At 71.6% G+C, this 25,034-nt stretch carries 24 protein-coding genes; 2 read left to right on the forward strand and 22 right to left on the reverse strand.

The genetic code is table 11. The annotated features are described in order from the left end of the window. Nucleotides 1–57: 57 nt before the first annotated feature. From dprA to proS, 16 genes are all read right to left on the reverse strand, one after another. Nucleotides 58–1,218, reverse strand: a complete 1,161-nt coding sequence (gene dprA, locus ACFYTE_RS21120; RefSeq protein ID WP_388712400.1) for a DNA-processing protein DprA — start codon at nucleotides 1,216–1,218, stop codon at nucleotides 58–60. Beyond that, nucleotides 1,215–2,834: a YifB family Mg chelatase-like AAA ATPase gene (locus tag ACFYTE_RS21125; protein WP_388712403.1), complete on the reverse strand. Its 1,620-nt coding sequence runs from the start codon at nucleotides 2,832–2,834 to the stop codon at nucleotides 1,215–1,217. Before ACFYTE_RS21125 ends, dprA begins: the two co-directional genes overlap by 4 nt. 1 nt (nucleotide 2,835) lies before the next feature. After that, the gene (locus tag ACFYTE_RS21130; protein WP_388712405.1) at nucleotides 2,836–3,243 is read right to left on the reverse strand and encodes a YraN family protein; all 408 of its coding nucleotides are present in this window, start codon (nucleotides 3,241–3,243) and stop codon (nucleotides 2,836–2,838) included. 129 nt (nucleotides 3,244–3,372) lie between these two features. Further along, nucleotides 3,373–3,681, reverse strand: coding sequence for a DUF2469 domain-containing protein (locus ACFYTE_RS21135; protein ID WP_003965949.1), 309 nt, complete (start codon nucleotides 3,679–3,681; stop codon nucleotides 3,373–3,375). Nucleotides 3,682–3,737: 56 nt separating this feature from the next. Then, nucleotides 3,738–4,262: an NUDIX hydrolase gene (locus ACFYTE_RS21140; RefSeq protein WP_388712408.1), complete on the reverse strand. Its 525-nt coding sequence runs from the start codon at nucleotides 4,260–4,262 to the stop codon at nucleotides 3,738–3,740. Beyond that, complete coding sequence (lepB, locus tag ACFYTE_RS21145; protein WP_388712411.1) at nucleotides 4,252–5,019, reverse strand: signal peptidase I; 768 nt, start codon at nucleotides 5,017–5,019, stop codon at nucleotides 4,252–4,254. The genes ACFYTE_RS21140 and lepB (ACFYTE_RS21145) overlap by 11 nt, the downstream gene beginning before the upstream one ends. A gap of 278 nt (nucleotides 5,020–5,297) precedes the next feature. After that, on the reverse strand, nucleotides 5,298–6,296 hold the full coding sequence (lepB, locus tag ACFYTE_RS21150) for a signal peptidase I (protein ID WP_388712414.1): 999 nt from the start codon (nucleotides 6,294–6,296) through the stop codon (nucleotides 5,298–5,300). Then, the gene (gene lepB, locus ACFYTE_RS21155; protein ID WP_388712416.1) at nucleotides 6,184–7,275 is read right to left on the reverse strand and encodes a signal peptidase I; all 1,092 of its coding nucleotides are present in this window, start codon (nucleotides 7,273–7,275) and stop codon (nucleotides 6,184–6,186) included. Before lepB (ACFYTE_RS21155) ends, lepB (ACFYTE_RS21150) begins: the two co-directional genes overlap by 113 nt. After that, the gene (gene lepB / locus ACFYTE_RS21160; RefSeq protein WP_388712419.1) at nucleotides 7,268–7,966 is read right to left on the reverse strand and encodes a signal peptidase I; all 699 of its coding nucleotides are present in this window, start codon (nucleotides 7,964–7,966) and stop codon (nucleotides 7,268–7,270) included. The genes lepB (ACFYTE_RS21155) and lepB (ACFYTE_RS21160) overlap by 8 nt, the downstream gene beginning before the upstream one ends. Before the next feature lie 45 nt (nucleotides 7,967–8,011). Continuing rightward, nucleotides 8,012–8,362, reverse strand: coding sequence for a 50S ribosomal protein L19 (gene rplS, locus ACFYTE_RS21165; protein ID WP_128380949.1), 351 nt, complete (start codon nucleotides 8,360–8,362; stop codon nucleotides 8,012–8,014). Between the two features lie 135 nt (nucleotides 8,363–8,497). After that, nucleotides 8,498–9,331, reverse strand: a complete 834-nt coding sequence (gene trmD, locus ACFYTE_RS21170; protein ID WP_388712422.1) for a tRNA (guanosine(37)-N1)-methyltransferase TrmD — start codon at nucleotides 9,329–9,331, stop codon at nucleotides 8,498–8,500. Next, a complete protein-coding gene (gene rimM, locus ACFYTE_RS21175; RefSeq protein ID WP_388712425.1) occupies nucleotides 9,328–9,891 on the reverse strand; it encodes a ribosome maturation factor RimM in 564 nt (187 codons plus the stop codon). The genes trmD and rimM overlap by 4 nt, the downstream gene beginning before the upstream one ends. Before the next feature lie 92 nt (nucleotides 9,892–9,983). Continuing rightward, nucleotides 9,984–10,223 carry an RNA-binding protein gene (locus tag ACFYTE_RS21180; RefSeq protein WP_003973401.1) on the reverse strand — a complete coding sequence of 80 codons (240 nt, stop codon included), beginning with the start codon at nucleotides 10,221–10,223 and terminating at the stop codon, nucleotides 9,984–9,986. Nucleotides 10,224–10,228: 5 nt separating this feature from the next. Continuing rightward, nucleotides 10,229–10,651, reverse strand: a complete 423-nt coding sequence (gene rpsP / locus ACFYTE_RS21185) for a 30S ribosomal protein S16 (RefSeq protein ID WP_388712428.1) — start codon at nucleotides 10,649–10,651, stop codon at nucleotides 10,229–10,231. 351 nt (nucleotides 10,652–11,002) lie between these two features. After that, nucleotides 11,003–11,599 (reverse strand): hypothetical protein, encoded by a 597-nt coding sequence (locus ACFYTE_RS21190; protein WP_388712432.1) that lies wholly within the window; start codon nucleotides 11,597–11,599, stop codon nucleotides 11,003–11,005. Between the two features lie 259 nt (nucleotides 11,600–11,858). After that, nucleotides 11,859–13,274: a proline--tRNA ligase gene (gene proS / locus ACFYTE_RS21195; RefSeq protein WP_388712435.1), complete on the reverse strand. Its 1,416-nt coding sequence runs from the start codon at nucleotides 13,272–13,274 to the stop codon at nucleotides 11,859–11,861. A gap of 198 nt (nucleotides 13,275–13,472) precedes the next feature. Here proS and ACFYTE_RS21200 point away from each other — a divergent pair, with 198 nt between their 5' ends. After that, nucleotides 13,473–14,375 (forward strand): SAM-dependent methyltransferase, encoded by a 903-nt coding sequence (locus ACFYTE_RS21200; RefSeq protein ID WP_388712437.1) that lies wholly within the window; start codon nucleotides 13,473–13,475, stop codon nucleotides 14,373–14,375. A gap of 189 nt (nucleotides 14,376–14,564) precedes the next feature. Here ACFYTE_RS21200 and ffh read toward each other — a convergent pair whose 3' ends face one another. The 5 genes from ffh to ACFYTE_RS21225 all read right to left on the reverse strand — a co-directional run bounded on the left by ffh (nucleotide 14,565) and on the right by ACFYTE_RS21225 (nucleotide 22,242). After that, on the reverse strand, nucleotides 14,565–16,115 hold the full coding sequence (ffh, locus tag ACFYTE_RS21205; RefSeq protein WP_388712439.1) for a signal recognition particle protein: 1,551 nt from the start codon (nucleotides 16,113–16,115) through the stop codon (nucleotides 14,565–14,567). Between the two features lie 158 nt (nucleotides 16,116–16,273). Beyond that, entirely contained in the window at nucleotides 16,274–18,718 is a 2,445-nt protein-coding gene (locus tag ACFYTE_RS21210; RefSeq protein ID WP_388712442.1) for a [protein-PII] uridylyltransferase, read from the reverse strand. A 55-nt stretch (nucleotides 18,719–18,773) separates the two neighbouring features. Beyond that, nucleotides 18,774–19,112 carry a P-II family nitrogen regulator gene (locus tag ACFYTE_RS21215; RefSeq protein WP_003997576.1) on the reverse strand — a complete coding sequence of 113 codons (339 nt, stop codon included), beginning with the start codon at nucleotides 19,110–19,112 and terminating at the stop codon, nucleotides 18,774–18,776. Next, nucleotides 19,109–20,446, reverse strand: a complete 1,338-nt coding sequence (locus tag ACFYTE_RS21220; protein ID WP_388712446.1) for an ammonium transporter — start codon at nucleotides 20,444–20,446, stop codon at nucleotides 19,109–19,111. The genes ACFYTE_RS21215 and ACFYTE_RS21220 overlap by 4 nt, the downstream gene beginning before the upstream one ends. A gap of 320 nt (nucleotides 20,447–20,766) precedes the next feature. Beyond that, a complete protein-coding gene (locus ACFYTE_RS21225) occupies nucleotides 20,767–22,242 on the reverse strand; it encodes a hypothetical protein (protein WP_388712449.1) in 1,476 nt (491 codons plus the stop codon). A gap of 457 nt (nucleotides 22,243–22,699) precedes the next feature. Between ACFYTE_RS21225 and ACFYTE_RS21230 the strand changes: the two genes are divergently transcribed. Further along, nucleotides 22,700–23,356, forward strand: a complete 657-nt coding sequence (locus tag ACFYTE_RS21230) for a bifunctional DNA primase/polymerase (protein WP_388712452.1) — start codon at nucleotides 22,700–22,702, stop codon at nucleotides 23,354–23,356. Between the two features lie 381 nt (nucleotides 23,357–23,737). On the opposite strand, the gene ftsY is transcribed toward ACFYTE_RS21230, so the two are convergent. Continuing rightward, complete coding sequence (gene ftsY / locus ACFYTE_RS21235) at nucleotides 23,738–24,949, reverse strand: signal recognition particle-docking protein FtsY (RefSeq protein ID WP_388712455.1); 1,212 nt, start codon at nucleotides 24,947–24,949, stop codon at nucleotides 23,738–23,740. Between the last annotated feature and the right edge of the window lie 85 nt (nucleotides 24,950–25,034).

Below are 25,034 nucleotides of genomic sequence, written 5' to 3' on the forward strand. Positions count from 1 at the left end.
CAACTCCGGGAAATCCCAAGGACGTCGAGGTTACCCCGGACGGCCGAACACCCTCGGTCAGCATCCGGCCCGACCGGCCCGGACCGATATCACCGCCTGGCGTGTCAACTTCCAGCCATCGCCGTGTCGTTCGACGTATCCAAGTGCTCTGAGTTCGTACAGCCTCGCGATCGCCTCGTCCGGTGTGGTCTGCGCGCCCGACGCGATCTCCCGCGGCTGTGCCGCCCGGCGGGCCGGCAGGGCGGCCAGGACCCGCCGGGCGCCGGGTTCCAGCAGGTCGCGCGGGAGCACCGGGCCGCGCCGGGCCGGGGCCAGCTCCCCCATGTCCCCCACCAGCTCGACGACATCCGCCGCATCGGTGACCAGCACGCCTTCCCCGCGCAGCAGCTCGTGCACACCCGCGGAGAGCGCGCTGGTGGCGGGTCCGGGCACGCCCATCGTGAACCGCCCGAGGCGCAGCGCCGCGCGCGCGGTGACCAGCGAGCCGCTGCGATGGGCGGCCTCCACGACGACCGTGCCCCGGGTGAGCGCCGCGATCACCCGGTTGCGCAGGATGAACCGGCTCGGCGTCGGATGGTCGCCGGGCGGCAACTCCCCCACCACCAGCCCCTGTTCCGCGATTCTGTCGATCAGCTCGGCGTGTCCGCGGGGGTAGGGCCGGTCGACGCCGCAGGCCAGGACGGCGACGGTGGCGCCGCCCGCGCCGAGGGCGCCCCGGTGGGCGGCGCCGTCGATGCCGTAGGCGCCGCCGGACACCACGACCCAGCCGCGTTCGGCGAGCCCCGCGGCGAGGGTGGCCGCCATGTGGGCGCCGTACTCGGTGCAGGCCCGGGCGCCGACGACGGCGACCGATCTGAGCGCCCACATCCGCAGGCTGGGCCGGCCGCGCAGCCACAGCCCCAGGGGCCGGGCGTCCCCGAGGTCGTCGAGTTGGGCCGGCCATTCGGCGTCCCCGGGGGCGACGAACCGCACCCCTGCGGCGCGCGCGACCTCCAGGTCCCGGCGCGGCTCGGCCCGCGCGGCGCGCGCCCGCAGCCCGGCCCAGCGGGTTCCGCTGACCCCGGGCAGCGGCTCCCCGCCGGCCCGCAGCCGCCGGGCGACCTCCCGCACCCCGTACTCCCGCAACCACCGCCCCCCGACCTCGTCACCGGGCTCGACGGCCCGGGTGAGCAGAACACGCGAGAGCAGGTCGTCGTCCGGATCGGCGTCCGCGCTCACGCCGGTGTCCCGATGGCCATGGGCACGCCGCGTGGGACGCCGGTGCGCAGTTGCAGGGCGAGCGCGACGTCGCTGGCGTCGGGCCGGTCGTGGCCGGCGAGGTCGGCCACCGTCCAGGCGACACGCAGGACCCGGTCGAGCCCTCGGGCGGTCAGCACGCCCCGCTCCAGGTTCCGTTCCGCCTCGTCCATGGCACCGCTCGCGGCCTGCCAGCGGCTGCGCAACTCCCGTCCGGGCACTTCGCTGTTGGTCCGCCACGGACTTCCCGTGAACCGCGCGGCGGCACGCTCCCTCGCCTCCCGGACCCGGTCGGCGACCGTCGCGGTGGACTCGCCTCGCGCACCGGGCTGGGTGAGTTGGGCGCGCGTCACGGGATCCACCTCGACACGGAGGTCGACCCGGTCGAGCAGTGGGCCGGACAGCCGCGCCTGATAGCGGCGGATCGCGGACGGCGGGCACTCGCACAGCGTGTCCCGCTGCGAGAAACGCCCGCACGGGCACGGGTTGGCCGCCAGCACCATCAGGAACCGGGCCGGGAACCGGACCACTCCGGCGCTGCGCGCGATGACCACGTGCCCCGCCTCCAGGGGCTGCCGCAGGGCGTCCAGGGTCTGGCTGTGGAACTCCGGTGCCTCATCGAGGAAGAGCACGCCCCGGTGGGCCAGGGACACCGCCCCGGGGCGCGCGATGCCGGGACCGCCGCCGACGAGCGACTGCATGGTGGCCGAGTGGTGCGGGGCGCAGTAGGGCGCGACATCGATCAGTGGTTTGCCCGGCGGCAGCAGCCCGGCCACCGAGTGGACGGCCGTGACCTCCAAAGATGCCTCCCGGTCGAGCCGGGGCAGCACGGCGGGCAGCCGCTCCGCCAGCATCGTCTTGCCCGCGCCGGGCGGCCCTTCCAGGAACAGGTGGTGGCCTCCGGCGGCGGCCACCTCCACCGCCGTGCGCGCCGAATGCTGCCCGACCACGTCGGCGAGGTCGTGGTCGTGCTGGGCGGCGCCGATGCTGTGCATGCCGGTGGCCGCGCCGGTGCCGGGCACCCGCAGGCCCGCGAGGAGCGGATCCGGGCGGCCCAGATCATCGGGTTTCTCGTCGGGTACGGGTTCGTCCGTCAGCAGGGCGATCAACTGGCGCAGGCTGCGGATGCCGAGCACCGAGACCCCGGGCACCAGCGCTGCCTCGGCCGCGGCGCACTCGGGCACCACCACCTGCTCGTATCCGGCGTCGGCCGCGGCCAGCACCGCCGGCAGGATGCCCCGGACCGGACGCACCCTCCCGTCGAGCCCCAGCTCGCCGATCATCACGATGTCGGCGAGCACCCTGGGATCGATCCGTTCGGCGGCGCCGAGCACCGCGCAGGCCACGGCGAGGTCGAAGCCGCTGCCGGCCTTCGGTACCGAGGCCGGGCTGAGGCCCACCGTGAGCTTCTTCTGCGGCCACTCGGCGCCCGAGTTGACGACGGCCGCCCGAACTCGGTCCCGGCTCTCCGTCAGGCTCTTGTCCGGCAGCCCCACCAGCGTGAACGCCGCAACTCCCGGCTCCAGGTCGGCCTGGACCTCGACCACCACGCCCTCGACACCCACCAGGGCCACGGAGCACGTACGGGCGAATCCCATCTCAGGCCACCCCCCGCGCGTGCTCGACCACGGGGGCGCCGCGGTCCGGGAGGAGGACTCCGACCAGGTCGATGCGGACGCCGCCGGGCGGGGCGCCGCCGTGGCTCTGGATCCAGCGTTCCGCGAGGCCCCGCAGGCGTTCCGCCTTCTCCGGTGTCACCGCGGCCATCGGATGCTCGTAGCACCCGCCACGGCGCGTCTTGACCTCGCAGACGACGAGCGCGTCCCCGTCCCGGGCCACGATGTCGATCTCGCCGGACCTGCCGCAGCGCCAGTTGCGCTCCAGGACCGTCATGCCGACCTCGGTCAGCCGCCGGGCGGCCAGATCCTCGCCGTACCTGCCGAGTGCGTTGCGTGCCTGATGCGGCCGATGCGGCTGCTGTGACCGGTGCGTCTGCTGCGTGTTCATGTGGGCACCACCTCCGGCACCCACCGTCGCGCACCCGGCCGCAAGCAGTGGATCTTGGTGGGTTACCCGCCGGTTGTGGACAACCCCGTCACCCGTGCGGGGACCCGAACCTCAGCCGCGGGGAGACCTTCACCCGCCCGGCAGCTCCAGATCGCTCTTGTTCAGCTCCTCGATGTTCACGTCCTTGAACGTGAGGACGCGCACCTGCTTCACGAAACGGGCCGGGCGGTACATGTCCCAGACCCAGGCGTCCGCCATGGACACCTCGAAGAACACCTCGCCCTGCACCGAGTGCACCTGCATCTCGTAGTCGTTGGTGAGGTAGAAGCGCCGCTCGGTCTCGATCACGTATTTGAACAGACCGACGACATCGCGGTACTCCCGGTAGAGCTTCAGCTCCATCTCGGTCTCGTACTTTTCGAGGTCCTCGGCGCTCATGGCATGTTCCCCTTCAGCCGTGCGATCCCACCATTGTGCGCCAGTCCCGCGCGCCTCTAGACGATTTCCGCGTCAAGGGTTATGGGACCGGCCGGGGGACCTTCGTCGAGCAGCGTCCGGAGCAGCTCGGCAAGTCTGGTCGGGTACACCGTCTCATGCGACCGGGCCAGTTCCCGACACGTCCACCAACGCGCTCCGACGACGCTGCGCCGCTCCAGCTCCGTCAGGGCCACCGCCTCGGTCGCCGTCTGCGTCGTACGGGCCAGGTAGTACCACTCGTCCTGGTCCCAGCGGCGGCCGGCGAACGGGAAGGAGCACCGCCGCCGCCACAGCACCGGACCGAGTGCGACATCGGTGATGCCGGTCTCCTCGGCCAGCTCCCGCAGCGCGGCCTGCTCTCGGGTCTCGTCGCCCTCCAGGCCCCCGCCGGGCGTGAACCACCAGTCGTCGGCCGGGTCGTCCGGTTCGTGGCCGTGCAGCAGCAGGATGCGGTCGTCGGGGTCCAGCAGCACCACCCGCGCGACCTTGCGCAGACCGCCCGGGTACGCGTCCTCGCCCGCGTCCCGGGCCTCAGTGGACACCGGCGGGCTCCGGACGGGTACGGGAGCGGCCCAGCCGCTTGGCGACCGGTCCGTAGGCGGCGCCGCCGAGGACGAGGGCCGCGCCGACGACGATCAGGACGACGATGGTACGCAGCGGACCCGGCGCGGAGAGGGCCCCGAGGGCCTCGAAGCCGGTCGGCGGCTTGAGCATGCCCTTCATGGGCCAGGCCACGGCGTCGACGCGGGCGGACACGGCACCGCGGGCGACGGTGCCGCGGGCGGCGTCGGTGAGGTGGGCGGTGGAGTCCAGCGAGCCCTGCCGCTCGTCACCGAGGAGGAAGAGGCGGCCCTCGGGGACCTTGACGGTCGGGAAGTCCGTGATCTCGGCGAGGCTGCCCTTGGGGAGGTAGGGCTCCTCGATCTGTTTGCCGTTGACGGTCAGCTTGCCGTCCGTGCAGCAGCCGACGGTGTCGCCGCCGACCGCGACCACCCGCTTGACCACGTCGGAGTTGGTCACCCAGCTCGTGTCGCGGAAGACGACGACGTCGCCCCGGCGTATCCCGCCGCTGTCGACGCGCTGCGCGAGGACCCGGTCACCGGCGTCGATGGTCGGGGCCATCGAGGTCGTGGGCACGGTGTAGGGCCGGTAGACCACCGCTCCCCACGCGAATCCCCCGAGGAACAGCACCAGGCCCAGTGCCACGGCCGCCCCGGACAGCCGCTGGCCGAGCGGGCTGCCGATCCGCTCGGCGCCGGTGCCGCGCGGGACCGTATGTGTCGTGCTCTCGCCACCCATGGACCCGCACCCTACCCGGCGGTACCGAAGCGGGCCCAGCCTCCCTCCCGGCTCGGTCGGGAGCGGGACCGGACCCCGGCTTCCTCAGGCGTGAGGGCCCGGCCGGCCCCGGGCCCGAGCACCGGCCGTCCTCGGGCGTGAGGGCCCGGCCCTCCTCAGGCGTACAGGCCCGGCCATCCCCGGGGCGTACCGGCCCGGCCGTCCTCGGGCGTGAGGGCCCAGGCCTCCTCAGGCGTACGGGCCCGGCCGTCCCGGGGGCGTACGGGACGAGCGGTCGCTCAGCGGGTCCGGCTCGCCGCGGCCCGTCGGCGGCGCCACACCGCCACCGGCAGCACGCCCACGAGCGCGACACCCTCGGGTGCCACCGACAGCGGGGCGGCGCCGGAGGACCGCTGGTCGAGGCCGGGCTGGTCGAAGGTGTCCGGGACCGGCAGGGTGCCCCAGCGGTTGATCGGCCAGGCCTTGACGATGGCGCGGCCGACGACCTTGTCGACCGGGACCATGCCGTGGTTCTTGTCGGACTGGTTGTAGCGGGAGTCGCGGGAGTTCTGGCGGTGGTCGCCCATGACCCACAGGTAGCCCTTGGGGATCTTCACCTTGAACTGGCCGCCCTGGTCATCCATGCTGCACGGCGTGTTGCCGGGGTAGACGTACGACTCGTTCAGCGCCTTGCCGTTGACCAGCAGCGGGCCGGTGTTCTTGCACTCGACCGTGTCGCCGCCGACTCCCACGACCCGCTTGATCAGGTCCTTCTCCTCCGCGGACGGCATCAGGCCGATCCAGCTGAGGACCTTCTGCAGGGCGTTCGGAGTGGGCGTGGGCTCGCCCGCCAGCCAGTTGTCCGGGTCGTGGAAGACGACGACCTCGCCGCGCTCCGGCTCGGATCCGAACCACGGGGTGAGCTTGTCGACCAGGACGCGGTCCCCCTGTTGCAGGGTGTTCTGCATCGAGTCCGACGGGATCGAGAACGCCTGCACCAGGAACGTCTTGATCAGCAGCGCCAGCACCAGCGCGATGCCGATCAGGATCGGCAGTTCCTTCCAGAAGGAGCGCGGCTTCTTCGGCCCGGGGGCCGAGTCGCCCCGCCCGGCCGAGTCGCCCCGCCCCGCGGCGCCGCCCACCGGGGGCTCACCTTCGGCAGCGGCGTCCTGCGCCGCCCCTGCGTCATTTCCTGAGGTCACGGCACCGCCCGACGTGGGACCGCTTGCGTCCACGGGGCGCCCGCGGTGTTCCTCGCCGTCGTGTCCCGACCGTGCGCCGACCGCCACATCCCCCACGCCAACTCCTTACTCTGTGCCGCCGCCTGCTCCGGGTGCGGTGCAGGCCCACCACTCCCATAACGAGCGGGAGTTCCGCAGGAGTCGGGAGCTGGATCATTCGGTTCGGATCGTCGGAGGCAACCCTATGCGACAGCGGCGGAGCAGCGGTCGACCCCGACACGGAGTTCGACACGCTTGCGAAGGTTTTAGGTTCGGTCAGGCTGGACCAGTGGCCGATGGGCCAGCCGATGACCATGGCCCGGCCGACCACGGAGTCCACCGAGACCGTCCCGCCGTAGTCGGTGTCCTGGTGGGCACGCGAGTCCGCGGAGTTGTCGCGGTGGTCGCCCATCACCCACAGCCGCCCCTTGGGGACGGTGACGTCGAACGGCGTCGCGGAGGGTGCGTTGCCGGGGTACAGGTAGTCCGTCTCGGACAGGGGAACGCCGTTGACCGTCACCCGGCCCTGCGCGTCGCAGCACTTGACGTGGTCACCGCCGACGCCGATGACCCGCTTGATCAGGTCCTTCTCGTTGTCCGAGGGCAGCAGACCGATGAAGGTGAGCCCTTCCTTGATCTGTTTGACGCCGACGGGGTCGTTCTTCTTGGTGGTCTGCTCGTCGGCCAGCCAGCCGCCCGGGTCGTGGAAGACGACGACGTCCCCGCGCTGCGGCCTGGAACCGAACCACGGGGTGAGCTTGTCGACCAGGACGCGGTCGCCGATCCGGATCGTCTGCTCCATGGAGCCCGACGGGATCACGAAGGCCTGGACGAGGAAGGTCTTCAGGACCAGCGCTATCAGCACGGCCACGCCGACCAGCAGCGGTATCTCGCGCACCGCGCTGCGTCTGCGCCTGCGCTTGACCTTGCGCTGGAGCTTGCGCCGCTCCGCGCGGCTGCGGCCGCCGCCGGAGCCTGCCGCGCGCCGGGCACCGGTGGGCAGCAGGTTGTCGGCGGCGCCGCTGGGCACACCGCGCGGCTTGCCCCGGTTACCCATGTGTGTCCTCCGCGGCGGCGGGCACACGCGCGTAGGCGGCCGGGCGGTGCAGACGGGTCCAGTGGCCGAAGGGCCAGGCGATCCAGTCGGCGCGCCCGATCACCTCGCCGACGGGGACCATGCCCCCGCCCGGGGAGCCCAGGTGGTCACGGGAGTCGCTGGAGTCGCTGCGGTGGTCGCCGAGGACGAACAGTCTGCCCCGGGGCACGGCGACGTCGAAGGGCACCGTGGACGGGCTGTCCCCGGGGTAGAGGAACGCCGTCTCGTCGACCGCTCGGCCGTTCACTTCGATCCTCCCCTCCTTGTCGCAGCACACCACATGGTCTCCGCCCACACCTACAACGCGTTTGATGTAGTCCGCGTCCCCGAAATACCCGGTTCCGTCGAACACGACGACGTCACCGCGCCGCGGTTCGGCACCGAAACGGTACGCCAACTTATTTACGACAACGCGGTCCCCGATCCTCAATCCGCCTTCCATGGATCCGCTCGGGATCTGGAACGGCTGCGCCACGAACGTGTTGAGGAGCAGCAGGAACAGCAGGCAGACGAAGAGGGTGAGGGTGATCCGTCCGCCGGGCAGCCAGTCGGTGAACCGCGATACCAACGCGAAACGCGACCGCCCCTCCATGCCCGTGGTGCCGGGGCCGGAGGTGCGGTCGCGTTGCGTCGGCTGTGCTTCGGTGTCCATCGGGGGCTGATGCTATCCGGCCCCGCCGCGAACTCCGCTGAGCGCTCAGTTCTCGCGCTTCTCCTTGATCTTCGCGGCCTTGCCGCGCAGGTCGCGCAGGTAGTACAGCTTGGCGCGGCGCACGTCACCCCTGGTGACCAGCTCGATCTTCTCCACGATCGGGGTGTGCACCGGGAAGGTGCGCTCGACGCCGACGGAGAAGGAGACCTTGCGGACCGTGAAGGTCTCGCGGACACCGGAACCCTGGCGGCGGATCACCACGCCCTTGAACTGCTGCACACGGGAGCGGTTGCCCTCGATGACGCGGACGTGCACGTTGACGGTGTCACCCGGGCGGAAGGCCGGGACGTCGCTGCGCAGCGAAGCGGAATCGACGGAGTCGAGCAGGTGAGACATGTCGTCTGCTTTCTTCGTTGATGCCACAGGTCATCAACGGGAACTAGATGTTCGGAAGGTGTGCCGTGCGGGTCGGGGCGGACGTCGTGTCCCCCTGTGGCAGGGGCGCACACCGGACGGACGCACAACAGCCGCCTATTGTTCCATGCCTTCTGGCCTGCGCCAAAATCGGCCGTACGGCTCCCCCTCCGGGTCCGGTGCCCAGCCGAGGACGGAGAGCATCTCGCGGTCCTTCTTGTCGAAGACCTTGGGGTCGCAGCGCTCGATGAGGTCGGGCCGGTTGGCCGTCGTGCGTTTCAGGGCCTCGTCCCGGCGCCAGCGGGCGATCTTCCCGTGGTGGCCGCTGAGCAGCACGTCCGGGATGTCACGGCCGCGCCAGACGGGCGGCTTGGTGTAGACGGGGCCCTCCAGGAGGCCGGCCATCGCGCCGGGCGCGAACGAGTCGTCCCGGTGGGACTCGGCGTTGCCGAGGACGCCGGGCAGCAGCCGCGCCACGGCCTCGGTGACGACGAGGACGGCCGCCTCGCCGCCGGCCAGCACATAGTCGCCGATGGACACCTCGTACACCGGCATCCGCGTCGCGTACTCGTCCGTGACGCGCCGGTCGATGCCCTCGTAGCGGGCGGGCGCGAAGATCAGCCAGGGGCGTTCGGAGAGTTCGACGGCCAGATCCTGGGTGAAGGGGCGGCCGCTCGGCGTGGGCACGATCAGCGCGGGCGCGTGGGAGCCGGTCTCGTAGCCGTCGGCCAGCACGGAGTCCAGCGCGTGCCCCCATGGCTCGGTCTTCATGACCATGCCGGGGCCGCCGCCGTACGGGGTGTCGTCGACCGTGCTGTGGCGGTCGTACGTCCAGGTCCGCAGGTCGTGCACGTGCACGTCCAGTTGCCCGCGCGCGCGTGCCTTGCCGACGAGGGAGACGTTCAGCGGTTCCAGGTACTCGGGGAAGATCGTGATGACGTCGAGCCTCATGCGCCGTCGTCCCCCGACTCGGCACCGCGTCCCTCGGCGACTTCGTCCGCGCGGTCGTCGATGAGGCCGGGCGGGGGTGCGATGACGGCCTTCTGCTCCGCCAGGTCGATCTCGGTGACGATCTCCTCGACGAAGGGGATCAGCACCTCGCCGCCGTCGGGCCGCTCGACGATGAGCAGGTCCTGCGAGGGCAGGTGCGAGACCTCGGCGATCCGGCCGATCTGCGTGCCGTCCTCGGTGACCACGTCGAGGTCGATCAGCTGGTGATCGTAGTACTCGTCCTCGCCCTCGGGCAGTTCGTCCGGGTCGATCTCGGCGATCAGGAGGGTGTTGCGGAGGGCTTCGGCGCCGCTGCGGTCGTGGACGCCCGCGAAGCGCAGGAGCAGACGTCCGCTGTGGACGCGGCCCGTCTCGATGGTGAGCGGTCCCGCGGAGGCGGGATCGGTGGCGAGCACGGCACCGGGCGCCAGCCTGAGTTCCGGCTCGTCGGTGCGTACCTCGACGGTGACCTCACCCTTGATGCCATGGGCACGGCCGATCCGTGCGACTACCAGCTGCACGTGTCCAATTCTCCTGTCGGTCTCCTGTCAAACGACTGCGGGCCGGGGACGGCCCAGTGGCCTTCCCCGGCCCGAGCCGGTTGCGAAAAGCGTCAGCGGACGTGGTCGACGTCGACGAGGTCGACGCGGACTCCGCGGCCGCCGATGGCACCCACGACGGTGCGCAGGGCGCGTGCGGTGCGGCCGTTGCGGCCGATCACCTTGCCGAGGTCGTCGGGGTGCACCCGGACCTCCAGGACGCGCCCGCGACGCAGGTTGCGCGAGGCGACCTGCACATCGTCAGGGTTGTCGACGATGCCCTTCACGAGGTGCTCAAGCGCCTCTTCGAGCATGCTGCTCAGGCCCCGGTCGACTCGGAGGACTCGGCGGCGGCCTCGTCCTTCTTCTCGGCCTTCTTCTTCTGGGTGATCGCCTCACCCTTGCCCTCGTCCTCGCCGCCCAGCGCCTCGAACGACGGGCGCGTGGCCTTCGGCTCGGCGACGAGCAGCGGCGCCGGAGCGGGCTCGCCCTTGAACTTCTGCCAGTCGCCGGTCTTCTTCAGGATGGCGAGCACGGGCTCGGTCGGCTGCGCGCCGACACCGAGCCAGTACGCCACACGCTCGGCGTCCACCTCGATGACCGACGGGTTGTAGGTCGGGTGGTACTTGCCGATCTCCTCGATGGCCCGGCCGTCACGGCGGGTACGGGAGTCGGCGACGACGATGCGGTAGTGAGGCGAACGGATCTTGCCCAGACGCTTCAGCTTGATCTTGACTGCCACGGGAGTGGGTTCTCCTGGATTTGACGTGGTGGGGCACAACGAGATGCCGCGTGGGGTTGCGGTGCCCGGGTGGCCCGATGGACGCGTCAGCCGTAGGAGAGAGGGGTCCTGTGCGGCTGTCGAGTACAGCTAGCCATTGTGCCACACCCCGCGGGCCGCTCTCGGCCAGGTGGGAGGGCGCGAGGGCACGCCGGACAGGCACCCGGCGTGGAGGTGAGTCACGTCGGGTGCGCTGCCCGGTGCCGTGCGGTTGCCGGCCACGTCAGCCCGTGCCGCCCCCGGCACGAGCGTCCGCGGCCGGCGAGGCCACTTCCGGCACCCACGAGATGCCGGTACATCGCGGCCCGCGGATTACGCCGCTCCCACGACCTCCGGGATCCGGAACGGCTTGCCGCAGCCGCCGCACACGATCGGCGCCTGGGCCAGCACCGACGGGACCACCCGGACGTTGCGCCCGCAGTCGCAGACGGCCTTGACGCGGACGCCGCCCCCGGAGGACCCGTGGCGGGCGGCCGGCCCGCGGAAGGTGCGGGAGGTGTCCGCGGAGGTGGCCGCCATGTGGGCCTTGAGGGCGCGCTGGAGCCGCTCCATGGTCGGGCGGTAGCGCCGCTTCGCCTCGGGGTTGAGCGTGACCAGCGAGAAACCGCTGCTGGGGTGCGGTTCGTCGGGATGGTCCAGACCCAGCTCCTCGGCGATGGCGAGGAATCTCCGGTTGTGGTAACGGCCGGCTCGGGAGGTGTCGCGTACGCCGCGGGCGGCGGCGATGCCATGGACTGCCTCATGGAGCAGTCGCTCGAAGGAGAGTTCGTGTCCGCACGCGGACGACGACTCCCCGATCAGTGACTCTGGCGCGGCAAGGTCCGGCAGCTCGGGGTGGTACCGCTGAATGTCGGCCCACGCCTGCGCCAGCTCTGCGGCGAGAACAGGTGGTGTCTGTGTCGTGCTCACGTAATGACAACGAGCCAGAGTGCCGCTGTGTTCCGATTCCGGGGCATCCCAAATAATTTGCACGTACCCGTCAGTTGCCGCTGATGCGTCCTGACGAGGGCGGGTGCGCTGATCTGCACAGAAGCGGAACAGCTCGTACCAAGCCGGTACGTAGTCCGACGTAGAACCCGGCGCGTGGATCGTGTCCGCGCGCCGGGGCGGCTGTCGCCGGCTGATGCGCAAGACGCGTTTCGGTCGCTCTCGCGGCGGACGTGTCGGCTCAGTATGCGCGCGCGACGACAGCGACGTTACCGGGGGCGTCGTCGGCGTCCGGCACCGACCCGTCCGCGGCGACCAGACACCGCACGGTGACGGCGTGCTCGGCCAGCCTGGCCTCGCCCTCCTCGCCGAGATCGGCCCACGGGATGCGCGCCCAGCCACCCGCGGTGACGGCCTCGACGGCCTCCTCGACGGTGCTCACGTCGCTGGTGCGCGACGCGCGGCGCTGCCTGGCCTGGCTCAGGAGCAGCGCCTGGTCCTCTTCGAGGATCCGCGGAAGCAGCCCGGTCAGCGCGTCCAGGGCGACGGGCGCCTTGCCTCCCGGGATCCGGCGGGCCAGCATCGCCGTGCCGTTCTCCAGGTCGCGCGGGCCGACCTCGATGCGTACCGGCACGCCCTTCAGCTCCCAGTCGACGGCGCGCCGGCCGAACGGGGTGTCCGTGCGGTCGTCCACCCGGACCCGGATCCCGGCCGCCTTCAGCCGGTCGCCGATCTCGCGGACCTTGGCCAGGACCGCCTCGTCGTCCTTGACCGCGAGGACGACGGCCTGGGTCTGCGCCAGGCGGGGCGGGACGCGCAGCCCGTCGTCGTCGCCGTGCATCATCACCAGGGCGCCGATCATGCGGGTGGTGGAGCCCCAGGAGGTCTGCCACACGTACTCCTGCCGGCCGTCCTTCGACAGGTACTGGGTGTGGAAGACCTTGGCGAAGTTCTGGCCGAGTTCATGGCTGGTGCCCAGTTGCAGGGCCTTGCCGTCGCCCATCATGCCCTCCAGGGTGAGGGTGTTGATGGCGCCGGCGAACCGCTCACTTGCGGTCTTGCGGCCCGCCAGGACGTCCATGGCGAGGACGTTCTCCATGAAGTCGGCGTACACGTTCCGGTGGATGTGCGCCGCGTAGTCCCGGGCGTCCTCGTAGGTGGCGTGCGCGGTGTGGCCCTCCTGCCAGAGGAACTCCGTCGTCCGCAGGAACACCCGCGGGCGCAGCTCCCAACGCACCACGTTCGCCCACTGGTTGATCAGCAGCGGCAGGTCGCGGTAGCTCTGCACCCACTTGGCGAAGTAGTCGTTGACGATCGTCTCCGAGGTGGGCCGGACGACGACGGGCTCCTCCAGCTCCTTGCCACCGCCGTGGGTGACGACGGCCAGCTCCGGCGCGAAGCCCTCGACGTGCTCGGCCTCCCGGGTCAGGTACGACTGCGGGATGAACAGCGGGAAGTAGGCGTTGGAGGCACCGGCCTCCTTGATCCGGGTGTCCATCTCGGCCTGCATCCGCTCCCACAGCCCGTACCCGTACGGTCGGATCACCATGGTGCCGCGCACCGGGCCGTTGTCGGCCAGCTCGGCCTTGTTGATCAGATCCTGGTACCAGCGGGGGAAGTCGACCGCCCGGGGTGTGAGAACGGGTGCCTTTGCCATGGCGCGATGGTACGGGTCCACGTTGCCGGGATGTGAATTCTCGCCACAGCCGCCCGGACGCCGCAAACCGGGCCCCACGACCCCTGGACGCCGTCGCGAGCCGGGAGTTACCTGGCATACGTGGAGAGTGCGAGCGCACGGCACGGGGGCCACGCAACGCGCACACCGGCAACCTTCGGCGGATTGGGGCGCTTATCCATGACACCTACGCTCGTGCGACAGCACCCGTCCCCCGCGGGGCCCGCGCCCCGTACGGACCGGGGTGCACGCGCGCGTGACTGGTCCGAGATCCAGGAGCGGATGCTGGTCCCGCTCCACGAATCGGTCTACGAACGTCTTGAAGTGGGCCCCGCCACCAGGCTGCTGGGCCTTCGCTGCGGTTCCGGACTCGCCCTGCTGACGGCGGCGTCCCGAGGGGCCACGGTGACCGGCGTGGACCGCGACCGACCCGAACTGCTCGCCCTCGCGCGCCAGCGCCTGCTGCCGCAGACACCGGATACGCCGGATACGCCGGATACGCCGGATACGCCGGATACACGGCGTACACGCGCACGTGCGCGCGCCCGGATCATCGACGGCGAGCCCAAGGACACGGCCGACACAACGGCGCCCGCGTTCACCCTGGTGACCGCCTTCCAGCCGATCGGATGCGCGGCGGACGACGCGGCGGAACTCGGCGACCTGCTCGCCGCCGCGGTGCCGCTCGCCACGCGCGGGGCGGCCGTGGTGCTCACCGGCTGGGGCCCGCCGGAACGCTGCGCCACCTCGTCCGTGCTGCGGGTGGCCGCCAAGCTGGCCGATCCCCTGCGGGGCGCGGGCAGTTGGCGCCCGGCCCGGCGCGACAACCTGGAGGAGGTCGCCCAGCGGGCCGGGCTGCGGCCGGACGGTTCGGGGCGGGTGGCCTGCCCGTTCGGGTACGCGGACCTGGACAGCGCGGTACGCGGACTCCTGTCGACGGGGCTGTTCGACGCGGCGATCGCGGCCACCGACCAGGTACAGGTGGACAAGGAACTGCGGGAGGCGCTGCATCCCCATCGGCGGCAGGACGGGACGGTATGGATGCCGAACGTCCTGCGCTATCTGATCGCCCGCGTTCCATAGGCGCTCGGCCCGGGGCGCATGCGAAGACGCATACTGCGAGCGGCAGTTCGGCCGGAAGCCCGCGGTGCTGGACGACGGGCCCCGCCGTCACGGTGCCATGGTGCCGGGGCGGTCCCCTCGCAGCCGGTCAACGCCGAGGGCGTCCTTCCCGCCGGAGCGGGAGGGACGCCCTCGCGGTCGCGCGCGGCCTCAGCCCATGAACTTCTTGAACTCGTCCGGCAGTTCGAACTCCTGCCCGCCCTGCTGCGGCAGGCCGAAGGCGCCTCCCTGCTGGGCCGCGGCCTCACGCCGCTGGGCCGCCTCCAGCTCCTGCTGCTTGCGCTTCATCGGATTGCCCGAGCGCTGCTTGCCCTTGGCCTTCTTCGGCTGCTTCTTCGTCCGGCCGGGGCCGCCACCCATGCCCGGGATCCCCGGCATGCCGGGCATGCCGCCGCCCTGGGCCATCCGGGACATCATCTTGCGCGCCTCGAAGAACCGCTCGACCAGGTTCTTGACCGCGCTGACCTCGACGCCCGAGCCCTTGGCGATACGGGCGCGGCGCGAGCCGTTGATGATCGTGGGGTCCTGGCGCTCCCCCGGGGTCATCGACTTGATGATCGCGGCGGTGCGGTCGACGTCCCGCTCGTCCAGGTTGTTGATCTGGTCCTTGATCTGCCCCATGCCGGGCAGCATCCCGAGCAGCTTGCTGATGCTGCCCATCTTCCTGACCTGCTCCATCTGGGCCAGGAAGTCGTCCAGGGTGAAGTCCTGGCCCTTCTTGGACGCCAGCTTGGAGGCCATCTTCTCGGCCTCTTCCTGGCTGAACGTCTTCTCCGCCTGCTCGATCAGGGTGAGCAGGTCACCCATGTCGAGGATGCGGGAGGCCATCCGGTCCGGGTGGAAGGCGTCGAAGTCCTCCAGCTTCTCCCCGTTCGACGCGAACATGATCGGCTTGCCGGTGATCTGCCGGATCGACAGGGCCGCACCGCCGCGGGCGTCACCGTCGAGCTTGGAGAGCACCACGCCGTCGAAGCCGACGCCGTCACGGAAGGCCTCGGCCGTGTTGACGGCGTCCTGGCCGATCATCGCGTCGACGACGAAGAGGATCTCGTCCGGGTTGACGGCATCGCGGATGTCCGCGGCCTGCTGCATCATCTCCTGATCGATGCCGAGGCGGCCGGCGGTGTCCACGATCACGATGTCGTGGACCTTGGACTTCGCGTGGTCGATGGAGTCCTTGGCGACCTTGACGGGGTCGCCGACGCCGTTGCCCGGCTCGGGCGCGTAGACCGCGACGCCGGCCCGCTCGGCGACGACACTGAGCTGGTTGACGGCGTTCGGGCGCTGGAGGTCGGCGGCGACGAGCAGCGGCGAATGGCCCTGCTCCTGGAGCCACCGGCCGAGCTTGCCCGCGAGGGTGGTCTTACCGGCGCCCTGCAGACCGGCCAGCATGATCACTGTGGGCGGCTGCTTGGCGAAGCGCAGCCGGCGGGTCTCGCCGCCGAGGACGGTGACCAGCTCGTCGTTGACGATTTTCAGGACCTGTTGGGCGGGGTTCAGCGCCCGGGAGACGTCGGCGCCGAGGGCCCGCTCCTTGACGTTCTTGATGAAGGTCCGGACGACGGGCAGTGCCACGTCCGCTTCGAGCAGCGCGATGCGGATCTCACGCGCCGTGGCGTCGATGTCCGCTTCGCTCAGCCGGCCTTTTCCACGGAGGCTTTTGAAGGTGGCGCTGAGGCGGTCGGAGAGAGTATCGAACACGGCGGCGTCGGTCCTCGGAGTCGGGGGCAGTGCAGAGCGTCTTCCAGGGTATCCGGCCGCGCAAGCAAATCGTCCCCGTCCGCCGCGTTCAGCGGCCGGGGCCGGAGCCCCGCGTCGGCGGGGACCACGTCAGGCAACCGCACGACACACCCGCAAGGTCACGCGCGGAGCGTCTCCTCCAGTGCCCGGGCCGTCGACGCCGCGTCCCCGGCCGGCAACGGCGTGGCCGCCTCCGTCGTGACGTAGAACGCGTCGACCGCGTTGGAACCCAGCGTCGACACGTGCATGCTGCGCACCCGCACCCCCGCCTTCTCCAGGGCCGTCCCGATCCGGTGCAGCAGCCCCGGCGCATCCTGGGCCCGCACCTCGATCACCGTCGCGTGATGGGAGGCCGCCGGGGCGACCGTCACCCGCGGCGGCGGGGCCACCCAGCCGCGGCGGCGCGGGTAGGCCGCATCGCGTTCGGCGAGGCGGCCCGCGATGTCCAGGGTGCCGTCCAGCGCCCGCACCAGGTCGGCGCGCAGCCGCGCCGCCTGCGGCAGCGATCCGTACTCGGCCGCGACCCGCCAGTTCAGCAGCAGGACCGATCCGTCGTCGACGTCGTCCGGCAGGCGCAGGGCCCGCAGCTCCGCCGTACGGACCGTGAGGCGGTGGACGGCGAGGACGCCGGCCACCGCGGGCAGTACACCCGGTTGGTCGGGCACCGCGATGAGGAGTTCGACGCCCAGCGGCTCGGGGTCGCCGGCGGGCTCCTCGGTGACCGGTTCCGTCTGCGCGCGCAGCGCGAGCACCGGTCCGTCGGTGCGGAACGCCTCGATGGCGAGCCGTTCCTGTTCGGCGGTGGGGGCGGCGGGCTCGGGCTCGTCGGGTGCGTCCCCGGCGAGCACCGCGGCGACCCGTTTCACCAGGTCGGCGACCAGGGCGCCGCGCCAGGACGACCAGGCGGCCGGGCCGGTGGCCAGCGCGTCCGCCTCGGTCAGCGCGTGCAGCAGCTCCAGCGTGCCCTGGGTGCCGACCGTGTCGGCGACCGCGCGCACGGTGGCCGGGTCGTCCAGGTCGCGCCGGGTGGCGGTCTCGATCAGCAGCAGGTGATGCCGTACGAGGGTGGAGAGCACGGCGACCTCGGCGCGGTCGAAGCCGATGCGCGTGGCCACGTCCTTGGCGATGATCTCGCCGGCCACCGAGTGGTCGCCGGGCCAGCCCTTGCCGATGTCGTGCAGCAGGGCGGCGACCAGCAGCAGGTCGGGCCGGCCGACCCGGCGGGTCAGCTCGGAGGCGCGGACCGCCGTCTCGATCAGGTGCCGGTCCACGGTCCACACATGGACGGCGTTGCGCTGCGGGCGGCAGCGCACCCGCTCCCAGTCCGGCAGCAGCCGCGTGACCAGGCCCTCGGCCTCCAGCGCCTCCCAGACGTCCACCGTCGGACGGCCCGAGCCGAGCAGGGTGACGAGCTGTTCGCGGGCCTCGGCGGGCCAGGGTGTGGGCAGCGGGCGGGCGGTGGCCGCCATGCGCCGTACGGCGTGCAGGGAGAGCGGGAGGCCGGCCTGCGCGGCGGCGGCCGCGGCGCGCAGCGGAAGCACCGGGTCGCGTTCGGGGCGCGCGGCGCGGGCGAGCACCACCTCGCCGTCCTGCTCCACCACGCCCTCGGCGAGCGGCGAGCGTTCGGTGACCGGCTTGCCGCCCAGCATGGCGCGCAGCCGCGGGCGCACGGCGCGCGATCGCAGGACGCGCCCCACCTCGCGCCAGGTGACGTCACTGGCGTACGCGATGACGCGCGCCGCCTCGTACACCTGCCGCAGCAGTGCGTCGGCGTCCAGCAGGCCCAGGTCCGCCGCCACCTGGTCCTGCTCCTGGAGGGCGAGGCGGTCGGTGGCGCGGCCGGTGGCCAGGTGCAGGGCGTCCCGGACGTCGAGCAGGCGCCGCCGGGCGTCCGCCAGTCCCTCGCGGGGTGCGTCCGCGAGCCAGGAGGCGGCGACGGCGCGCAGCGCGGTGGCGTCCCTGAGGCCACCGCGGGCCTCCTTGAGGTCCGGTTCGAGGAGGTACTGCAGCTCGCCCTGGCGGACGGCGCGCTCGGCGCACAGCTCCTGGAGTTCGGGCAGGCGTTTCGGCGCCTGGTTGCGCCAGTCGGCGAGCACGGCCGTGCGCAGTCCGGTGGTGAGTCCCAGATCGCCCGCGATGTGCCGGGCGTCGAGCAGCCCGAGCTGGACCTTGAGGTCGTCGCCCGCCGTCTTCCGGGCCTCCGACGGCGTGCGCACGGAGTGGTCGAGGGCGATGCCGAGGTCCCAGACCGGGTACCAGATACGGTCGGCCAGGGCGGCGACCGCCTTGGTGTCGCCGCCGTCGTGCAGCAGCAGCAGGTCGAGGTCGCTGCGCGGGGACAGCTCGCCGCGGCCGTAGCCGCCGACGGCGATCAGGGAGACGCCCCTGAGGCCGTCGGCCGCCGCGGTGAACAGGCCGGTCAGCCAGTCGTCGGTCAGCTCGGCGAGGGCCGCACGGCGCGGCGGCCCGGACCGCGCCCCCTCGGTGAGGAGGCGCAGCCGGGCCGCCGCGTAGCCGCCGGGTCCCGAGTGCTCCGCGTCTTTCCGAACATCCGTACCCGTCACCCAGGGACTCCTGTCCTTCTTCGTCGGACGGCCTTGCGTCGGACGGCGCGTCCGGTCAGAGGGCGTCCGGGCCGCGCTCGCCGGTGCGGACCCGGACGGCCGTCTCGACCGGCAGGGACCAGACCTTGCCGTCACCGATCTTGCCGGTGCGGGCCGCCTTGACGATGACATCGATCAACTGCTCGGCGTCGTCGTCCTCGGCCAGCACCTCGATACGGATCTTGGGTACCAGGTCGACCGTGTACTCGGCGCCGCGGTAGACCTCGGTGTGTCCCCGCTGTCGTCCGTAGCCGCTCGCCTCGGTGACGGTCAGACCGTGCACCCCGAAGGCCTGCAGGGCTTCCTTGATCTCGTCGAGCCGGTGGGGCTTGACGACGGCGGTGATGAGCTTCATGCGTCCACCTTCTTGCTCTGCGTGGCGGTCAGGGCGGGCGCGGAGGTGCCGACGACTCCGCCGCCGGCGCCGCTGAAGTCGTATGCGGTCTCGGCGTGCTCGGCCTGGTCGATACCGGAGACCTCTTCGTCCTCGGTGACCCGCATGCCGATGGTCTTGTCGAGCAGGAAGGCGAGAATAGCGGAGGCGATCAGGGAGTAGGCGAGGACGCCGAAGACACCGGCGCACTGCTTCCAGAACTGGTCCAGGCCGCCGCCGTAGAACAGGCCCTTGACGTCGGACTGACCCTTGCCGCTGGCGAAGAAGCCGATGAGCAGGGAGCCGACGATGCCGCCGACCATGTGGACGCCGACCACGTCGAGGGAGTCGTCGTAGCCGAACTTGTACTTCAGGCCCACGGCCATCGCGCACAGAACACCGGCGATGGCACCGACGGCGATCGCGCCGAGCGGGGAGACGGCGCCACCGGACGGGGTGATCGCGACCAGGCCGGCGACCGCGCCGGAGGCGGCGCCCAGCGTGGTGAACGCGCCGTGCCTGATCTTCTCGTAGGCGAGCCAGGCCAGCATGGCGGCGGCGGTGGCGACCTGCGTGTTGACGAACATCAGCGCGCCGACGCCGTCCCCGTTGCCGAGCCAGGAGCCGGCGTTGAAGCCGAACCAGCCGAACCACAGCAGACCGGCGCCGAGCATGACCAGCGGGAGGCTGTGCGGGCGCATCGGGTCCTTCTTGAAGCCGACGCGCTTGCCGATGACGAGGATCACGCCGAGCGCCGCGGCACCCGCGTTGATATGGACCGCCGTACCGCCGGCGAAGTCGATCACTCCGAGATCGAAGGCCCAGCCGCCGGAGCCCCACACCCAGTGCGCCACCGGGAAGTAGACGACCGTGACCCACAGCACCAGGAAGACGGCCCACGCCGAGAACTTCACGCGGTCCGCGAGGGCGCCGCTTATCAGGGCGGGCGTGATGATCGCGAACATCAGCTGGAAGACCGCGAAGACGAAGACCGGGATCGTGTAGCCGTCCCAGAGGGCCAGCTTGTCGATCCCGCTGAAGCCGACGAAGTCGGAGGTCCAGCCCACGATGGAGCCCTTGTCGGCGCCGAAGGCCATGGAGAAGCCGTAGAGCACCCACAGGATGGTGACGATGCCCAGGCTGATGAAACTCATCATCAGCATGTTCAGGGTGCTCTTGACCCGGACCATGCCCCCGTAGAAGAAGGCCAGGCCCGGGGTCATGAGCATCACCAGGGCGGAACAGATGAGCATGAAGCCTGTGTCCGCGGCGGACAGCTTGGGTGCCTCCGCGGCAAGCGTGATGGCTGGTGCCATCGGCGTCTCCTCGTCGGTTGGTACGGCCCGTGCGGGCGAAGCCTGAGTGTGGTCCGGTCATGAGGGGTGGGCCGGTTATGCGCCCTGAGACTGGCGCAGCGCGGTTTCGGTCGAGGCCCCTCGTTGTTTCACCGGAGTGACGAAGGCGCCGTGCGTGTTACGCGTCGATGAACTGCCGGATTCGGACGACGTCCATCGTTATCGTGGCGCAACCTTCTCCGCGGGAAACGGACCGGCCGCGGGCGACCCTCCGATGACCTGGCGTGGGGGAGCCGAGTCGGGCTGTGCGGGAGGGCCGGCCGCGGCCGGGGTTCTGGGGTTCAGACCGCTTCCGCGGTCTCCGGGAGGGTGCTGGCGAGCTGGTCGGTGAGGTCGATGACCTCGGCGAGGTCGCCGAAGTCGCGCACGGCCGTGTCGACGGTCTTTCGGATACGCGTGTTCACCCGCTCGGAGCGCACCTTCTTGGCGACGCTCATCGCCTGTGCGGCGTACGCCGTGCCCTGCTCGGGCTCGCGGCGCAGCAGGTGCACGGTGGCCATGCCGATCAGGTTCAGTGCGTACGACCGCTGGTGCTCGTGGTCCGTGGCGAACAGCTCGACGGCCCGCTGCATCAGGGGCTCGGCCAGGGAGGCGTAGGCGGGGCTGCGGCCGGCCACGTAGGCGAGGTCGCGGAAGGAGTGGGAGTTCTCGCCGTACAGCTCGGCCTCGGAGAAGAAGCGGATCCAGTCGGGGTCCGGCTCGTCCCACTCGTCGGCCTCGGCGAAGGCGTCCTCGGCCATCCGGACCGCCCGCTTGCACTTGCCGGGCTGTCCCATGTTGGCGTAGGCGCGGGCCTCCATCGCATACAGCATGGACTGGGTGCGCGGGCTCGCGCAGTCCCGGCTGCCGTACTGGGCGAGATGGATCAGTTCCAGGGCGTCGTCGGGCCGGCCGAGATGGATCATCTGCCGGCTCATGCTGGAGAGGATGTACGAGCCGAGGGGCTTGTCGCCCGCCTCCTTGGCGGCGTGCAGGGCGAGGACGAAGTACTTCTGCGCGGTGGGCTGGAGCCCGACGTCGTAGCTCATCCAGCCGGCCAGTTCGGCGAGTTCGGCGGCGACCTTGAAGAGCTTCCTGGTGGTGGCCTCCGGCTGGGGTTCCTGGAGCAGGTCGGTCACCTCGTGCAGCTGGCCGACGACCGCCTTGCGGCGCAGGCCGCCGCCGCACTGGGCGTCCCACTGGCGGAACATCATCGCGGTGGAGTCCAGCAGGTCCAGCTCGGGCTTGGACAGCCGGCCGGGGCGCCGGGACTCGGCGGGGGTCTCGGGTTCGGACCGCGGGGAGGGCGGCGAGGGGACGAGCCAGCGCTGCATCGGCTCGATGAGGGAGGGGCCCGCGGACAGGGTCAGCGAGTTCCCGAGGAAGCCGCGCCGCGCCAGCATGAGGTCGCTGCGCGAGAACTCGCTGAGCAGGGCCACCGTCTGCGGGCCCGTCCAGGGCAGGTCGACGCCGGTCGCGGAGGGTAAAGGGCGGGCGGTGCGCAGGCCGAGGTCCTCGACGGAGACGACGCAGCCGAACCGCTCGGAGAACAGTTCGGACAGAATCCTGGGGATCGGCTCGCGGGGGTTCTCGCCGTCCAGCCAGCGGCGTACCCGGGAGGTGTCCGTCGAGATGTGGTTGGCCCCCAACTGGCGGGCCCGGCGGTTCACTTGGCGGGCCAGCTCGCCCTTGGACCAGCCGCTGCGCACGAACCACGAGCCCAGCAGCTCATTGGGGCGCTTGTCAGCGTTCGTCCCGCCACCGCCGTTGCCGCCCACTGGAACGCCCCCATTCCTGAGACCACTTGTCACCGCGTGCGCCAAGCCCTATCAGAATGCCGGTGGGCAAGGCCGCCCGTCCGGCGGTTCTCACCCTTCGAACAGGATGCCGAGTTGCCTCCGGCATACCCGAAGTTGCATGTGCCCCGGGCCTCGTGCACTCAAAGTAATCCTACGATCACCCGTCCAGCCATGGCGATCCCGGAAACGCCACCATTCGCCACCCCTTCGAATGAACTCACTGTCACCCAGGCGCGATTCACTTGACATAGGACGAACGAAAGTAGATGCAGCGGTGCACTCGGGGGCGCGTAGATCCCGTTGTACCACCGGGGACGCTTCATGGCGCCGCTCGGCTCCCGTGGGAAGCGGGGGTAGACGGAGCCATATGGTCACGTTCCGCTTCCGTCTCGTTCCACGTCGTAACCATCGGCGTGCTGGACCCGTTGGAGGGGGCATGGGCTTCACGATCGGCGGCATTCGCGAGATCCGCTCCGGCACGCGTCGGCGCGGCCGCCCGTCGGAGTGCACCACGGTCGCCGAGTTCACCGGGCTGTGGGGCTGGGACGTGGTGCCGGGCGCGCGGACCGTGGGGGGCACCTGTTCCTGCGGCCGTCCGGACTGCCGGGCGCCGGGAGCGCACCCCCTGGAGTTCGCACCCCAGATCCCCGCCGGGGCCACGCTCGACGAAGTCACCAAGTCCTGGGGCGAGTTCCCCGGCGCCACGGTGATGCTGCCGGTCGGCCGCGCGTTCGACGTGCTGGAGGTGGCCGAGCCCGCCGGGCGTCGGGCCCTGGCCCGCCTGGAGCGGATGGGTCTGCCCCTGGGCCCGGTCGTCGCGACCCCCGACCGCCGCGCCCAGTTCCTGGTCGCCCCCGGTGCCGCCGCCGAACTCCCCGCGCTCCTCTACCGTCTGGGCTGGGACGACCCGACCTCGCTCGGCCTGCGCGGCCTCGGCCCCGGCGAGTACATCACCGCACCGCCCTCCGACCGGGGCGGCCTGGGCCCGGCCCACTGGCTCCGCCCGCCGGACCTCGACTCGGCGACCAGCCCCCCGGCGGCCCGCCTGCTCCTGGGCACCCTGGCCTACGCAGCCCACCGCTCCCGACCCTGACCCCCCGGGGCACGGCCGAGGCATACAGCGCGCGGAGACTTCCGGGGGTTCCCGAACCGGCGTGAGGGGCGGGCGAAACGCCGACGGAAGGAGCACCACGGGCGGCCGGGCACGAGCCGCCCCGGCGCGTCAGTACGGTTCGCCCCCGAACTACGCAACCAACCAGCACCTCCAGGGGCGCGAGGAACTGCGCGACCGGCCGAATAACCACCCGCACCCGGCAACGCAACCGCAGTCCCCACCCCCGCCCCCGCCCCCGCCCCCGAAAACACACGCCCCAGGCCGCACCGTGCGCGCCGGGCGCTCACATGGCGGCGCCCGCTCCCGGGTGGTGGCCGGGGCGGGCGCCGGTTGCCTTGTGGGGGGTCTCGCGGGTGGGGGTCACTCTCCGATCAGGGCGTCGACGAACGCCTCCGGCTCGAACGGCGCCAAGTCGTCCGCGCCCTCGCCGAGGCCGACGAGCTTGACCGGGACGCCCAGCTCACGCTGGACGGCGACCACGATGCCGCCCTTGGCCGTACCGTCGAGCTTGGTCAGCACGATGCCGGTGATGTCGACGACCTCGGCGAAGACCCGGGCCTGGACCAGCCCGTTCTGCCCGGTGGTGGCGTCGAGGACGAGCAGCACCTCGTCGAGCGGGGCGTGCTTCTCGACGACGCGCTTGACCTTCCCCAGCTCGTCCATGAGCCCGGTCTTGGTGTGCAGCCGCCCGGCGGTGTCGATGAGCACCACGTCGACGCCCATCTCCTTGCCCTCCTTGACCGCGTCGAACGCGACGGAGGCGGGGTCCCCGCCCTCCGGCCCGCGCACGGTGTAGGCGCCGACCCGCTCGCCCCAGGTCTGCAGCTGGTCGGCGGCGGCGGCCCGGAAGGTGTCGGCGGCGCCGAGGACGACCGTGCGCCCGTCGGCGACCAGGACGCGGCCCAGCTTGCCGGTGGTGGTGGTCTTGCCGGTGCCGTTGACGCCGACGACCATGACGATCCCCGGCTTGCGGCCCTCCGGCTCGGTCTTCACCGTGCGGTCCATATCGGTGCCGATCAGCTTGAGCAGCTGCTCGCGCAGCAGCCCGCGCAGTTCCTCCGGAGTGCGGGTGCCGAGCACCTTCACGCGCTCGCGCAGGCCCTCGACCAGTTCCTGGGTGGGCTGCACACCGACGTCGGCGGTCAGCAGGGTGTCCTCGATCTCCTCCCAGGTCTCCTCGTCGAGGTGCTCGCGCGACAGCAGCGTGAGCAGCCCCTTGCCGAGGGCGTTCTGGGAGCGGGACAGGCGGGCACGCAGCCGCACCAGCCGGCCGGCGGTGGGCTCCGGGACCTCGATCTCGGGCGCCGGCAGTTCTTCGACGACGGGCGGTTCCTCGACGGCGGTCGGGGCCGAGCCGCCCGGGAGGTCCACCTCCTCGATCGTGCGGCGCGACTCGTCGTGCGGCGTCTCGGCCTCGTCGCCGACGTGCGGCTCGGCCGGAGGTGCGGTGATGTCGGGCGTGGCGGGTGGCGGCGGAGGCAGCGACCTGCGGCGCCGGCTGCCGATGACGAGCCCGCCGATCGCGCCGAGCACGACCACGGCGATGACTACAGCAAGGATGACGGTTTCCATAACCCGACCAGTATCAGCCATGGGTCCCGACCGGACCCAGTTTGTGTGTTCCTCCAAGCAGCGGAGGTCACGGAGCCTCGGCCCC

Origin of the sequence: Streptomyces sp. NPDC004629, assembly GCF_042873595.1 — a bacterium.
GTDB lineage: Bacteria > Actinomycetota > Actinomycetes > Streptomycetales > Streptomycetaceae > Streptomyces.

Excerpts from the sequence above, each read along its gene's own strand:
- ftsY (WP_388712455.1), bottom strand. The coding sequence starts at position 24,949 with ATGGAAACCGTCATCCTTGCTGTAGTCATCGCCGTGGTCGTGCTCGGC.
- lepB (WP_388712419.1), bottom strand. The coding sequence starts at position 7,966 with ATGGACACCGAAGCACAGCCGACGCAACGCGACCGCACCTCCGGCCCC.
- lepB (WP_388712411.1), bottom strand. The coding sequence starts at position 5,019 with ATGGGTGGCGAGAGCACGACACATACGGTCCCGCGCGGCACCGGCGCC.
- trmD (WP_388712422.1), bottom strand. The coding sequence starts at position 9,331 with ATGAGGCTCGACGTCATCACGATCTTCCCCGAGTACCTGGAACCGCTG.
- ACFYTE_RS21230 (WP_388712452.1), top strand. The coding sequence starts at position 22,700 with ATGGGCTTCACGATCGGCGGCATTCGCGAGATCCGCTCCGGCACGCGT.
- ACFYTE_RS21220 (WP_388712446.1), bottom strand. The coding sequence starts at position 20,446 with ATGGCACCAGCCATCACGCTTGCCGCGGAGGCACCCAAGCTGTCCGCC.
- ACFYTE_RS21125 (WP_388712403.1), bottom strand. The coding sequence starts at position 2,834 with ATGGGATTCGCCCGTACGTGCTCCGTGGCCCTGGTGGGTGTCGAGGGC.
- proS (WP_388712435.1), bottom strand. The coding sequence starts at position 13,274 with ATGGCAAAGGCACCCGTTCTCACACCCCGGGCGGTCGACTTCCCCCGC.
- ACFYTE_RS21200 (WP_388712437.1), top strand. The coding sequence starts at position 13,473 with ATGACACCTACGCTCGTGCGACAGCACCCGTCCCCCGCGGGGCCCGCG.
- rplS (WP_128380949.1), bottom strand. The coding sequence starts at position 8,362 with ATGTCTCACCTGCTCGACTCCGTCGATTCCGCTTCGCTGCGCAGCGAC.
- lepB (WP_388712416.1), bottom strand. The coding sequence starts at position 7,275 with ATGGGTAACCGGGGCAAGCCGCGCGGTGTGCCCAGCGGCGCCGCCGAC.
- ACFYTE_RS21215 (WP_003997576.1), bottom strand. The coding sequence starts at position 19,112 with ATGAAGCTCATCACCGCCGTCGTCAAGCCCCACCGGCTCGACGAGATC.
- ACFYTE_RS21130 (WP_388712405.1), bottom strand. The coding sequence starts at position 3,243 with ATGAACACGCAGCAGACGCACCGGTCACAGCAGCCGCATCGGCCGCAT.
- ACFYTE_RS21135 (WP_003965949.1), bottom strand. The coding sequence starts at position 3,681 with ATGAGCGCCGAGGACCTCGAAAAGTACGAGACCGAGATGGAGCTGAAG.
- ACFYTE_RS21180 (WP_003973401.1), bottom strand. The coding sequence starts at position 10,223 with ATGCTCGAAGAGGCGCTTGAGCACCTCGTGAAGGGCATCGTCGACAAC.